The sequence below is a fragment of the Pseudomonas sp. B22129 genome, assembly GCF_044218875.1.
Taxonomy (GTDB): Bacteria; Pseudomonadota; Gammaproteobacteria; order Pseudomonadales; family Pseudomonadaceae; genus Aquipseudomonas.
Genome location: NZ_CP162592.1, coordinates 5,391,006 through 5,405,812, shown reverse-complemented (window position 1 = coordinate 5,405,812; position 14,807 = coordinate 5,391,006). Strand labels below are relative to the sequence as shown.

At 64.0% G+C, this 14,807-nt stretch carries 2 protein-coding genes; one reads left to right on the top strand and one right to left on the bottom strand.

Annotation, left to right across the window (positions count from 1 at the left end):
- Nucleotides 1–6: 6 nt before the first annotated feature.
- On the bottom strand, nt 7–1,815 hold the full coding sequence (locus AB4P94_RS24570) for a monovalent cation:proton antiporter-2 (CPA2) family protein (RefSeq protein WP_395607890.1): 1,809 nt from the start codon (nt 1,813–1,815) through the stop codon (nt 7–9).
- A 355-nt stretch (nt 1,816–2,170) separates the two neighbouring features.
- On the opposite strand from AB4P94_RS24570, the gene AB4P94_RS24565 reads away from it, so the two are divergent.
- Nucleotides 2,171–14,794 carry an autotransporter-associated beta strand repeat-containing protein gene (locus AB4P94_RS24565; RefSeq protein ID WP_395611386.1) on the top strand — a complete coding sequence of 4,208 codons (12,624 nt, stop codon included), beginning with the start codon at nt 2,171–2,173 and terminating at the stop codon, nt 14,792–14,794.
- Nucleotides 14,795–14,807 lie beyond the last annotated feature (13 nt).

The following is a 14,807-nucleotide window of genomic DNA, read 5'->3' as shown; positions in this document are numbered from 1 at the left end:
GTCGGCTTACACCTTGTCGGACTCTTCCTCAAGCCGGTCCATCTCAAACAATCGCGCCAATTCTGTCCGGGCTTCCTGGGCGGTTTGCATCACCTTGGCCGCGTCGTCGTATACCGCGTGCTGGGCGGCGAGGACTTGCAGGTCGTGGTTCTTGAAGCGGGTGATGCGCGCATCCGCCTGGGCTTGGGTCAAGCCAAGGCCGACGAGGGTACGGCGGCTCATTTCCAGGCTGGAATAGAAGGTTTCGCGCACCGGCGAGGCGTCCAGGTCGACCAGGCGGTGAACGTGCTGGCGGTTACGGGCGCGGGCGATGATCTTCATGTGCGGGTAGAGGTTGCGCACCAGTTCGGCGGTCTTGATGTTGATCTCCGGGTCGTCCATGGCGATCACGAAGAACTCGGCCTGATCGACCTTGGCCGCGTGGAGGATTTCCGGGCGTTGGGGGTCGCCGTAGAACACCGGCATGCCGCCGAAGCTGCGGGTCAGCTCGATGGTTTCCACCGAGGTGTCGAGGGCAATGAACGAGACGTTTTGTGCACGCAGGATCCGCGCGACGATCTGGCCCATACGGCCCATGCCCGCGATCACCACGCGTGGTGCATCACTTTCGATGGTGCGGTATTCCTCGGGTACTTCCACGGGTTTGGCTTTGGGCTTGAACAGCTTTGGACATATCAGCAACAGCAGCGGGGTCACGGCCATGGACAGCGTGATGGTCAGCACCAGAATGTCGTAGAGGTGTGGCTCGAACAGGCCCTGGTCGCGGCCGATCTTGAACACTACAAAGGCAAATTCACCGCCTGCCGCCAGCACCACGCCCAGGCGCAGGGCGCTTTCGCGATTGAGGTCACCTGCCAGCCGGCCCACGGCGTACAACAGGGGCAGTTTCAAACCGATCAGCAGCAGCGTCAGCCCGATCACCACCAGTGGCGCGCTGAGCAGCAGGCTGAGGTTGGCGCCCATGCCCACGCTGATAAAGAACAGGCCCAGCAGCAAGCCCTTGAACGGCTCGATCTGGGATTCCAGTTCGTGACGGTATTCCGAGTCCGCCAGCAGCAAGCCGGCGAGGAAGGCCCCGAGGGCCATGGACACCCCCACCAGTTCCATCAACCACGCCGTGCCGATCACCACCAGCAACGCGGTGGCGGTGGACACTTCACGCAGGCCGGTTTTGGCTACGATGCGAAACACCGGCCGCAACAGGTAGCGCCCGCCGATGATCACCACGGCGATGCTGCCGAGAATCTGCAACACGTGCTGCGCGCCTTGGGCTTCGGTGGCGGGGTGATCACTGCCGGCCAGCAGCGGCACCATGGCGATCAGCGGGATGGCGGCGATGTCCTGGAACAGCAGAATCGCAAAGGCCAGGCGCCCGTGAGGCTGGTTGAGTTCCTTGCGCTCGGCCAGGCTTTGCAGGCCGAAGGCAGTGGAGGAGAGCGCCAGGCCCAGGCCCAGCACAATCGCGCTGTTCCAGGGTTGGCCAAACAGCCACAGCGCGATCACCGCCATCACCAAACCGGTCAGCAACACCTGGGCCAGGCCGACGCCGAACACGGCTTTGCGCATCACCCATAAACGTTTGGGTGACAGTTCCAGGCCGATGATGAACAGCAGCAACACCACACCCAGTTCCGAGAACTGCGCAACGCTTTGCGGGTTGCCCACCAGGCCCAATACCGACGGGCCGATGATCACACCGGCGAACAGATAGCCCAGTACCGCGCCCAGTTGCAGGCGCTTGGCCAAAGGCACGGTCAGCACAGCGGCGAGCAGGAATACCACGGCTGCTTGTAACAGGTTGCCTTCATGGGGCATTGCGAACTCCAGGATCTTTAAAGCCAATCAGCAGGGCGCCATTAGAGCGCTTTTTTACGTTTTGAAACCTGTGTTTTTATCGCGATAGTCAATGGATGTTAGGTGTAATCCCATTCTTACAGGCTATTTACGAAAGTATTAATACCATTTAATTCAATGACTTTTCTGTAGGTCTACTACCGTTTCGACAAACTAGATCAGTTGTCACCACGGTCAGGCATCTCGAATTCGATGCGTGTGGATCTTTATAAGAAGGCTTCTGCGCATTCATGGATGAAAGGCTTGAACCACGAAGGAGTTGAACGTGGACAGAAGACTTGCGGCTGCCGGTATTTCTCGTATTTCCCCTCTGAATATGGCAATCCGCCTGGGCATCGTGGGGGTGATGGTGGGCCTGGCGAGTCCCGAGGCGTTGGCCACGTGCTCGGCGGCGGGTTCAACCATCACCTGTTCGGGTGTACCCACCCTTCCGCTGTTTCTCAACGATTTCTCCAGTGCCACCAGCGGCCTCACGGTCAACGTGACCAATGGCGCGCAGATGAATGCGACGCTGGCGGGCAAGGTACTGAATCTCACCGGGGACAACATCACCCTTAACAACTCCGGGACCTTGGACCCGGCGCTGCTGGGGCTGGTGTCCGTGTTGAGCGGCGGTGCGTTTATCGGTTCGGGTGCGGCCAGTACCATCAATGTGATCAACAATACCACCGGGCTCATTCGCGGCACCGGGATGCTGCTGGGGCTTAACCTGACGAGCATCGACGGGTTGGGTATTGCGGTCAATAACGGCTCGACCGGTACGACCAACATCACCAACAACGGCACTATTACGTCAACCGGCCTGTCCGTAGGCGGGATTACGCTGGCCGATACCCCGGTGGTGGGTGTGTACGGTGGCTCACAGGTCAACATGACCAACAGCAGCACCGGCACCCTCAATGGGCGGGTGGCTTTCCAGACTTCCGCTGCGGGCAACAACTTTACCAACGCCGGTAACATTACCGGCGGCGTTTCGATGGGGGCGGGCAGCACCAATACCTTCACGGCAATTACGGGCTCCAGTGTCAACGTGGGGGATGGCGTTCAAGTCAGCGTCGGCCTTGGCGGCTTGATCGGTATTGACCTGAACTTCGCCCCGACGGGCACGATTGATGGCGGGGCGGCCGGTGCCAACACACTGATCCTGCAAAACCCGGTCGGTCTGGGCGGTGGCACCACTGGCACCGGCACCGCATCGAGTGCCGTCTACACCAACTTCAACAACCTGACGATCAACAGCGGTACCTGGACCCTGCAAGGGCCTTTGGTCAGCGGCAGTTCCACACTCAATGGCGGTGTTGCGCAGATCAATAACAGCCAGGTGTTCGGCAGCGGCGTGCTGACTTCCAATGGCGGGATCATCCAGGCGAGCAACGCCGGTTTGAACTTGGCCAACCTGATTTCCCTGGGGGCGGGGGGGTTAACCGTCCAGGGCATCAACGGTTTGACGTTGTCCGGAGTCATTTCCGGAACCGGCGGTTTGACCAAGCTTGGCTCAGGCCAATTGTCCCTCGGCGCGGCCAACACCTACGGCGGCACTACCACACTCAACGGTGGCACGGTGCAGCTGGGCAGTAGCCAGGCCTTCAGTACCGGTGCCGTCTCGATCATCGGCGCGGCGGTGTTGACGGCGCCAGGTACGGTGAACCTGTCCAACGCATTCACGCTCAACAGTGCGTTGACTGCCACTGGCGCGGGTGCCTTGACACTCGACGGCGTCATCAGCGGGTCATCAAACCTGACCAAAACCGGCACCGGCAGCCTGACCCTCAATGGCAACAACACGGCCTATACCGGCACCACCAGCCTGGGCGCCGGCACGTTGGTGCTGGGCAACAATAACGCCTTGGGCACCAATGGCCTGAATGTGACGGGCACTGCGAGCCTGGATACCGGCGGCGCTTCGTTACTGACCAACAATATGGCCCTGACGGGCAACCTGACCCTGACGGGAACCAACCCGCTGACGCTCAGTGGCGTGATGTCAGGGGCCGGCAGCCTGACCAAAAACGGCGCAAGCCTGCTGACGTTGACCGGCAACAACACACGCACCGGGGCTACCACGCTCAATGGCGGTGGCCTGGTCCTCGGTTCCAGCACCGCCCTGGGCACAGGCGCGCTCAATACGGCGGCGGGAACTTCACTGGATACCAGCACTGCGGTGAATCTCTCTAACGCGGTCAACTTGACCGGTGCCTTGACCCTCGGCGGTACCCAGGCGTTGGGCCTGGGAGGCATCATTTCCGGTGCGGGCAGCCTGACCAAAAACGGTACGGCAACACTGACGCTGGGTGGCGCCAACACCTACACCGGCAATACGGACCTTAACGCCGGTACCCTGATCCTGGGGAATAACACGGCCCTGGGCGCAGGCGGTGTGTTGAACGCTGCGGCCGGTACCACGCTGGATTCCAGTGCAGCGCTTATCCTCAACAATGGCTTGAATCTGGCGGGTAATTTGACGCTTGCCGGCACCCAGAACCTGGGCCTGTTGGGAGCCATCACGGGCGTTGGCGGCCTGACCAAGAATGGCGCCTCTGCGCTGCTGCTCAACGGCGTCAATACTTTCCAGGGCGGCACCGTGCTCAACGGCGGCACATTGAATGCCGGCAGCAACCTGGCGCTGGGCAGCGGCGCACTGAGCGTGACCGGCGCTGCAACCCTGGACAATAGCGGCGGCGTCAACCTGGCCAATGCCATCAACCTCGGCGCCAACCTGACCTTGGCCGGCGCGAACGGGCTGACCCTTGGCGGCGTGATCGACGGCGCGTCGGCGCTGATCAAGAACGGTGCTGCGGCCGTCACCCTTAACGGTGCCAACACCTTCCAGGGCGGCACCACATTGAATGCCGGTTCGCTCACCCTGGGCAACGCCGCCGCACTGGGCACCGGCGCGCTGACCGTAGCGGGCGCGGGCACGCTGAACACCAACACCAATCTGACGATCAACAATGCGATTGCGCTCAATGCCAACCTGACGGCAGGCGGCGCCAACCCCCTGACCTTGGGTGGCGTTATCAGTGGCGGCGCCAACTTGATCAAAACCGGTACCTCGACCCTCAACCTCTCCGGAGCCAACACCTACACCGGCAGCACCTCACTGAACGCGGGGACGCTGCAAGTCGGCTCCGATACGGCGCTGGGCACCGGCGTGCTGAACGCAGGAAACGGCACCACGCTAGATGCCAGCGCTGCAGTCAACCTGGTTAACAACGTCAACCTGGGCGGCAACGTGACCCTGGGTGGCAGCAATGCCATGACGCTGGGCGGCGTGGTGTCAGGCGTCGGCGGGCTGATCAAAAACGGCACGGCCGACCTGGTCCTCAATGGCGCCAATTCCTATTTGGGCAACACTGCGCTGAATGCGGGCAAGTTGGTGGTGGGGGCTGCCACGGCATTGGGCTCTGGTGCCTTGAACGCCGCAGGGGGCACGACCCTGGACGCCAATGCGAACGTCAGCCTGAACAACAACGTCAACCTCGCCGGCAACCTGGGGGTTGGCGGCAGCGCGGACCTCAGCCTCACCGGTGCGATCAATGGCGCTGGCAGCCTGACCAAAAACGGCGCGGCCAACCTGATCCTCAGCGGCGCCAATAGCTTCCTGGGCGGTACCACCCTCAACGCAGGCTCCCTGACCGTTGGCAACAACTCGGCCTTGGGGGTGGGAAACCTGACCATCGGTGGCGCCGCGATCCTGGACAGCAACGCCTCGGTTGCCCTGGGCAACAACGTCATTCTCAACGCCGGCCTGAGTGTCGGAGGTACCAATGGCCTGACCCTCGGCGGCGTGGTCAGCGGTACGGGTACCTTGACTAAAAACGGGGTGGGCAACCTGACACTCAACGGCGTGAACACCTTCAGCGCCGGTACCACGCTCAACGCTGGCAGCTTGACCCTCGGTTCGGCAGGCGCACTTGGCAGCGGTGCTTTAACCGTCGGTGGCGCAGCCACTTTGGATAACAGCGCAGCCTTCACCCTGGGCAATGACATTGCGTTGAACGCCAACCTGGCTCTTGCCGGCAACAACGACCTGAACCTTGGCGGCGTGGTCAGCGGCGCCGGTGGCCTGATCAAAAATGGCTTGGCTGATTTGACCTTGAGCGGCAACAACACCTTCACCGGGGCCGTGGATGTGCTTTCCGGCAGCGTCACGCTGGCGAGTGCCAACGCGCTGGGTGGCAGTTCCGGCGCCAACGTCAGTGCCGGTGCTTCCCTGAACCTGGGCGTCGATGCCAGCCTGGCGGGCCTGAGCGGCGCGGGTGGCGTGCAACTGGGCGGCGGCACCAATCTCACTATCGGCGGGGTCAACACCACCAGCACCTTTGACGGCGACCTCAGCGGCGCGGGCGGTTTGATCAAGGTGGGTACCGGCACCCTCAACCTCACCGGCATCAATGGCCTCGCCGGCAACACGGCCATCAATGGCGGTACGTTGAACCTCAGCGGCTCGCTGGCCAGCAGCCTTGTCAACGTCAATACCGGCGGCACCCTGACTGGCACCGGCTCGCTGTTGGGCGCGGTCAATGTCAACAGCGGCGGGCACCTGGCGCTGAGCAGCGGCAACACCTTGTCAGCCGGCAGCTTGACCCTGAATGCCGGCTCGAACATGGACGTCGCCTTGGGCGCACCGTCGACCACTTCCTTGCTGAACGTGGGCGGCAACGTCGCCCTGGCTGGCAACCTGAACGTCACTGATGCCGGCGGTTTTGGTGTTGGTGTCTATCGATTGATCAACTACACCGGCGCGCTCAGCGGTGGCCTCAACGTGGCCACGGCGCCAACGGGTTATGGCCTGGGCGATCTGTTGGTGCAAACCTCGGTGGGCAACCAGGTCAACCTGGTGGTGTCCGCGCCGAACATCCGGTTCTGGGATGGCAGCAACACAGTGTCTGACGGCATCGTCAATGGCGGTACGGGCACCTGGACCGGCGTTGGCACCAACTGGACTTCGGCCGACGGCAACACCAATCAGACCTGGGGCGGTGGCTTCGCAGTGTTCCAGGGCACGGCGGGCACGGTGACGGTAGACGGCGCGCAAGCCTTTACCGGCCTGCAGTTCGTGACCGACGGCTACACCCTGGTCAACGGGACGGGCGGCGTGTTGACGGCGGTCAACAACGGGGTCGGTGTGACGGCGGTGCGTGTCGATCCAGGCGTTACCGGTACCATTGGCGTGGATATCAACGGTACCGGGCTGATCAACAAACTGGATACCGGCACCCTGGTCCTCGGCGGAAACAACACCTACAGCGGCGGTACCCAGCTGGACGGCGGCACTCTGGTGGTTGGCAGCAATACCGCGCTGGGCAGCGGCGTGTTGACGGCGGCAGCCGGTACGACGCTGGACAGCAACACCGCGGCAGCGCTCGGCAACGGCGTGACCCTCAACGGCAACCTGAACATCGGCGGCAGCAATGCGCTGGCCCTCAACGGTGTGATTGGTGGCGTGGGCGGCCTGATCAAAAACGGCGCGGCCAACCTCACCCTCGGCGGGAACAACACTTTCCTCGGCCCGGTGGCCTTGAACGCGGGCGGATTGATCCTGGCGTCCAACTCGGCACTCGGTGCCGGCGCCTTGAATACGGCTAACGGTACGACGCTGGATGCCACCGCAGTGACCACCGTCAGCAATGCCATCAACCTGGCGGGTAACCTGGGCATCGGCGGCACCGCTGACCTGACCCTGGGCGGCGCCATCAATGGTGTCGGCAGCCTGACCAAAAGTGGCGCGGCCAACCTGACCCTCAATGGTGCCAATGGCTTCCTCGGCGGCACGACCTTGAATGCCGGTACCTTGACCCTGGGCAACAACGCGGCACTTGGCCTGGGCAACCTGACCGTCGGCGGGGCGGCGAGCCTGGATAACAACGCGGTGCTGACGGTTGGCAACGGCGTGGTCCTGAACGCCAATCTGACGGCGGCCGGCAACAATGACCTGACGCTGGGCGGCCTCGTCAGTGGCACCGGCGCGCTGGTCAAAAACGGCGCTGCAGACCTGACGCTCAATGGCATCAATACCTTCCAGGGCGGCACCACGCTGAACGCGGGCACCTTGACCCTGGGCAGCGCAGCGGCTTTGGGCTCCGGCGCGCTGACGGTCGGCGGTGCGGCAACCTTGAACAACAGCGCACCGTTGGTGCTGGCCAATGCGGTCAACGTCAATGCTGGCCTGACCGTAGGCGGCCTCAATAACAGCTTGACCCTGGGCGGCGTTGTAGCGGGCAGCGGCAGCCTGATCAAAACCGGTTCCGCAGACCTGACCTTGACTGGCAACAACACCTTCAGCGGTTTGTTTGATGTGCAATCGGGCAGCCTCACCACACTGGGCAACGGCGCGTTGGGCGTTGGCGCCGGGGTCAACCTGACGGGCGGTGCAGCCCTGAACCTGGGCGGCTCCGCCAGCCTGGGCGAACTTACCGGCAGCGGGCTGGCGACGGTCGGCACCGGCAGCACCTTGAGTGTGGGTGGCAATAACCTCAACAGTACCTTCGGCGGGGTACTGGCAGGCCTGGGCAACTTTGCCAAAGAGGGCAGCGGCGCCTTGACCCTGACCGGCCTTAGCCTGCTGACCGGCGACACGCAGGTCAACGCGGGCAGCTTGCTGGTCAATGGCTCGCTGGCCAGTGGCACTGTCGGGGTCGGCAGCGGTGCGACCCTCGGCGGCACCGGCACGGTGCTGGGCAGTGTGAATATCGCGGATGGCGGCCACCTGGCGGTCAACTCCGGCAGCACCCTGAACGTGGGCGCGCTGGTGCTGAATGCCAATTCCAACCTGGACGCGGGCCTTGGCGCGCCGTCCACCGGCGGCACGGCATTGATCAACGTGGGCGGTAACCTGACCCTGGACGGCACCCTGAATGTCAGCGATATCGGCGGCTTCGGCCCCGGCATTTACCGGCTGATCGACTACACCGGCCTTCTCACCAACAATGGCCTGCAACTGGGCAGCCTGCCGGTGAACATTCCGGCCACTGACCTGGACCTGCAAACCGCGATCGGCAACCAGATCAACCTGCTGGTCAATGGCAACACCAATGTGCAGTTCTGGGACGGCAGCCAGACCACCGGCAATGGTGCCATCGACGGCGGCAGCGGGACCTGGGCCGCCGGCAGCACCAACTGGACCGGCGTCAACGGCTCGTTCAACGCCGCCTGGGTACCGAACAGCTTTGCGGTGTTCCAGGGCACGGCGGGGACCGTCACCGTGGACGGCGCGCAAGCCATCACCGGCCTGCAGTTTGTCACCGATGGCTATAACGTCGTGGGCGGAGCAGCGGGGGCCTTGACGCTGTTCAACGGCACCGGCGGCAATACGGCGGTGCGGGTCGATCCCAACGCTACCGCCACCCTGGGCGTCACCCTCAACGGCGGCGGCACCCTGGCCAAACTCGATGCCGGCACCCTGGTGCTCAACGGGGTCAACACCTACACCGGCGGCACCGCGCTCAATGGCGGTACGTTGGTGGTCGGCAATGACAGTGCGTTGGGCAGCGGCACATTGACCACGGCCAACGGCACCACGCTGGACAGCAACACGGCGGTCAGCTTGGCGAATGCGCTGAACGTCAACGGCACGCTGACGCTCGGCGGCAGCAATGCGCTGACCCTGGCAGGCACCGTGGCGGGCGCGGGTAGCTTGATCAAAAACGGTATCGCCAGCCTGACCCTGAATGGTAATAACACCTACACCGGGCCTACCGCACTGAACGCGGGCGGGCTGATCCTGGGTTCCAGCACCGCGCTGGGTGCAGGCGCGTTGAACGCGGCCGCCGGTACCACCCTCGACACCAGTACGGCAGTGGCCCTGGCCAATACACTGAACCTGGCCGGCAACCTGGGAGTGCTCGGCAGCGCCGACCTGACCCTCAACGGTTTGGTGAATGGCGCGGGCAGCCTGACCAAAAGCGGGGCGGCGAACCTGACGCTCAACGGCGCGAACGGTTACCTCGGGGGCACCCAATTGAATGCGGGTTCCTTGACGCTGGGTAACGGCGCGGCGTTGGGCAGCGGCAACCTGGCCGTCAACGGTGCCGCAACGCTGGACACCGGCAGCGCTGTGGCCCTGGCCAATAACACCACCCTCAATGCCGCACTGACCGTGGGCGGCAGCAACGACTTGAGCCTGAACGGGGTAGTTGATGGCGCAGGCTCTCTGATCAAGAACGGCAACGCCAACCTGACGCTCAATGGTGCCAATACCTACAGCGGCGGCAGCACCCTGAATGCAGGTACGCTGACCGTCGGCAATGCCGCCGGCCTGGGCTCGGGCGCCTTGACTGTCGCCGGGGCGGGTACGCTGGATAACAGTGCGCCACTGGTGCTGGCCAACGCCGTCAACCTCAACGCTGACCTGACCGTGGCCGGCAATAACAACCTGACCCTTGCCGGTGTGCTGGCGGGCAACGCGGCGCTGATCAAAAACGGCGCGGCAGACCTGCTGCTCACTGGCAACAACACCTTTACCGGCCCGTTGAATGTGTTGGGCGGCAGCCTGACTACGCTTGGCAATGGCGCACTGGGCAATGCCTCGGGCGTCACCGTGGGTACCGGCGCCAGCCTGAACCTGGGTGGCAATGCCAACCTCAATACCCTGGCTGGCAATGGCGTGGTCCAAGTCGCTGGCGGCAGCACTTTGGCCGTGGGCGGCAGCAACCTGAACAACACCTTCGCCGGCGCACTGAACGGCGCGGGAGGCCTGGATAAAAACGGCACCGGCGTGCTCAACCTGACCGGCACCAATGGCATCACTGGCGCTGCGAACGTCAACGGCGGCACCTTGAATGTCGGCGGTTCGCTGGCCAGTGGCACGGTGGCGGTCAACAACGGCGCAACCCTGACCGGTGCCGGTTCTGTGACCGGCGCAGTCACCGTGGCCGACGGTGGCCATATCGGCCTGACCTCCGGCAGCACCTTGTCGGTGGGCTCACTGGTACTCGGCGCCAACGCCAACCTGGATGTCGGCCTGGGCACTCCGGTGGTCGGCGGTGGCAGCGGGCTGCTGAATGTCGGCGGCAACCTGACCCTGGACGGCAGCCTCAACGTCACCGATATCGGCGGCTTTGGCAGTGGCGTCTACAACATCATCAATTACACCGGGGCGCTGACGGACAACGGCCTGACCCTCGGCACCTTGCCGGGCAGTGTGATCCCGGGCGACCTGCAAGTGCAGACGGCCATCAGCAACAAGGTCAACCTGCTGGTCACCGCACCCAATACCACTGTGCAGTTCTGGGACGGCGGTAACCTGATCGGCAACGGCGCCATTGAAGGCGGCAACGGCACCTGGGGCACCGGGCTGACCAACTGGACCAACGTCGACGGCACGCTCAACCAGAACTGGAACAACAGCTTTGCGGTGTTCCAGGGTACGGCGGGCAACGTGAGCGTGGACGGCACGCAAAACATCACCGGCATGCAGTTCGTCACCGACGGCTACAACCTGGCCTCCGGCACGGCGGGCGTGCTTAACCTGGTGAATGGCGGTACCGGCAACACGGCGATTCGTGTTGATCCCAATGCCACCGCCACCCTCGGCGTGACCCTGGCCGGTGCCGGTACACTGGCCAAGCTCGACACCGGCACGCTGGTGCTCAACGGCGCCAACACCTACACCGGTGGGACGGCGCTCAATGGCGGCACGCTGGTGGTTGGCAGCAACAATGCGCTGGGCACTGGTGTTTTGACCACCGCAGACGGCACCACCCTGGACAGCAATGCGGCCGTGACGCTGGGCAACGCTGCGGTCCTCAATGGCGCCTTGGCGATTGGCGGCACCAATGCGCTGACCCTCAATGGCGTCATCAGCGGGGCGGGTAGCCTGCTGAAAAAAGGTGCGGCAACCTTGACCCTCAATGGCGCCAATACCTACACCGGCGGCACTGGCTTGAATGCCGGCCAACTGGTACTTGGCAATAACGCCGCCCTCGGCACTGGCGCACTGACGGTCGGCGGCGCTGCGCAACTGGACGGCAGCACCGACCTGCAACTGGCCAATGCCATCAACCTGGGCGGCCCGCTGACCCTGGCTGGCAACCATGACCTGGCCCTGAATGGCGTCGTCAGCGGCAACGGCAGCCTGGTGAAAAACGGCAACGGCGCACTGTTGCTGACCGGCGCCAACACCTATACCGGCGGCACCACCCTGAACGGCGGCACCACCACCGGCTCCACCAACAGCCTGCAAGGGGCCATCGCCAACAACGCGACCCTGACCTTCGAGCAGGCAACGGATGGCACCTACACCGGCAACCTCACCGGCGCCGGGGTGTTGAACAAAACCGGCACCGGCGCCTTGCTGCTGAGCGGTAACAACACCTTCACCGGCAACACCAACGTCAATGCCGGCAGCCTGTTGGTCAACGGCACCTTGAACAGCGGCGCGGTGCAGGTTGCCAATGGCGCGACCCTCGGCGGCAGCGGCACCCTGGGCGGGGCGGTGAGCATGGCCGACGGTTCGATCCTCAAGGCGGGAGCGGCCACGCCGCTGTCGGTCGGATCGCTGGCGTTGTCTTCGGGTACCAACCTGAACTTCGCCCTGGGGGCACCGGGTGCGTCCACGACCGCAGTGAATGTGGCGGGTAACCTGACGCTGGATGGCACGCTCAATGTCACTGATGCCGGCGGTTTCGGTATCGGCGTGTACCAGCTGTTCCGTTACGGCGGCGCCTTGACGGACAACGGCCTGACCCTGGGTTCGCTGCCGGCGGGCTTTGGCAATCTGTCCCTGCAAACCTCGCTGGCCAACCAACTCAACCTGCTGGTGCAAACCACACCGGGGCAAATCCAGTTCTGGAACGGCGGCACCACCAACCCGGATGGCACCATCACGGGTGGCAGCGGTACCTGGGGCCCTGACACCAACTGGACCGACCCGACCGGCACCCAAGGCCAGGCGTCGAACAACCAGTTCGCCGTATTCGGCGGGCAGGGCGGCACCGTTACCGTCGTGGGCAACCAGGGCTTTACCGGCCTGCAGTTCCTTGACGCCGGCTACACGCTGACGGCAGGCGCCGGCGGTACGCTGTCGCCAACCGGCACGGCGGCGGTGCGGGTCAATTCCGGGGTTACCACGGAAATTTCGGCACCGATCGTCGGCGCCGGCGCCATCAACAAACTCGATGCGGGCACCTTGCTGTTGACCGGCGCCAACACCTACACCGGCGGCACCACCGTCAGTGGCGGTACGTTGGCCGGTAACACCACCAGCCTGCGCGGTTCGATCGTCAACAATGCACGCTTGCTGTTCGTGCAGGCCAACAATGGCCAGTTCAATGGCAACCTCACCGGCACCGGTGCCATCGTCAAACAAGGCGCGGGCGCGCTGTTGCTGACCGGCAACCAGTCGTTCAGCGGCACCGTGGCGGTGGATCAGGGCGTGCTGCAAGTGGGCAACGCGGCCAATCCGGGCGCTGTCTTCGGCGGGCAAGTCACCGTGGCCAGCGGCGCAGGCCTGACCGGTAACGGCAGTGTCGGCTCCGTCGTCAACCATGGTGCGGTCACCCCAGACAACGGCAAGCTGACAGTGGCCGGTAACTTCACCAACGCCAGCGATGGCGCGCTGAACCTGGTGATCACGCCATCGGTGGCCAGCTCTCTGGCCGTTGGCGGCACCGCGAACCTGGGCGGCACGCTGAATGTGGTCAACCTGGCCCCGTATGCCGGCCCGACCACCTACACCTTGCTCACGGCCGGCGCGGTCAATGGCACCTTCAATACCACCAACCTGGAAAACCTGGCGTTCCTCAATACCTCGCTCAACTACAGCCCGACGCAAGTGGCGCTGGCGGTGAGCCGTAACAACGTCAGCTATGCCAGCGTGGCGGCCACCCGTAACCAGCGCGGTGTTGCAGCCGCATTGGGCAGCGGTGCGGCGGTCGGCGGTGCGGATGTGCAGAATGCGCTGCTGAACTCGGATGCGGCCGGGGCACGTGCGGCCTTCGACAGCTTGTCCGGTGAAATTCACGCCAGCACCGCCAGCGCGATGCTTGAGGATTCACGTTACATCCGTGACGCGGTCAACGAGCGCCTGCGCCAACCCGGCTGCTACCGCGAGGACGACCCGCGCAACAGCCTGGCGCCCAGCGAAAACCGCCTCAGCAGCGCCGGTTGCCATGGCGAAATGGTCGGCTGGATGCGCGTGCTGGGCACCTGGGGCCACATGGGCGGCGACAGCAACACCGCCAAACTGGACCGCAACCTCGGCGGCTTCCTGCTCGGCACCGACAAGCAAGTGGATGACGCCTGGCGCGTTGGTGTAGCCGCCGGCTACACCCGCAGCGATCTGGACGCCAAGCGCCGCAACTCCAGCGCCGACGTCGACAGCTACCACTTGATGGCCTACACCGCGTATCAGCAGGAAGCTTTCGCGGCCCGCATGGGCGTGGCGTACAGCTGGCATGACATCGAAAGCAAGCGCGACGTCGCCGTAGGCGGCGTGGGCCAACGCCTCAAAGCCGACTACAAGGCGCGCAGTGCACAGGTGTTCGGTGAGGTCGGTTACACCCTCGAAACAGGCGGCGTGGCCCTGGAACCGTTCGCGGGCCTGGCCTACGTCAACTACGACAGCGATACCCTCAAAGAGAAGGGCGGTTCCGCGGCCCTGCGCGGCGATGCCGATCAGGACGTGACCTTCTCCACCTTGGGCGTGCGCATCGGCCAGACCATCACCCTGGGCAACGGTTCGAAAATCACCCCTCGGGGCAGCATCGGCTGGCGTCACGCTTTCGGTGACACCAAACCCGACGCCGACCTGAGCTTCATCAACGGCGGGGCGTCGTTCAGCACCCAAGGCGTACCGATCGCCAAGGACAGCGCGGTGCTGGAAGCCGGCGTGGATTACCAGATCAGCCAGAACGGCAAGCTGGGCCTGGGCTACTCGGGCCAACTCTCGCGCAACGATAAGGACCACGCGATGACCATCAGTTTCTCCCTCGGTTTCTGATCAAAGCCGAGCA

What these genes read in the sequence shown, in the direction of transcription:
- AB4P94_RS24570 (WP_395607890.1), bottom strand. Translation starts at nt 1,815, where the DNA reads ATGCCCCATGAAGGCAACCTGTTACAAGCAGCCGTGGTATTCCTGCTC.
- AB4P94_RS24565 (WP_395611386.1), top strand. Translation starts at nt 2,171, where the DNA reads ATGGCAATCCGCCTGGGCATCGTGGGGGTGATGGTGGGCCTGGCGAGT.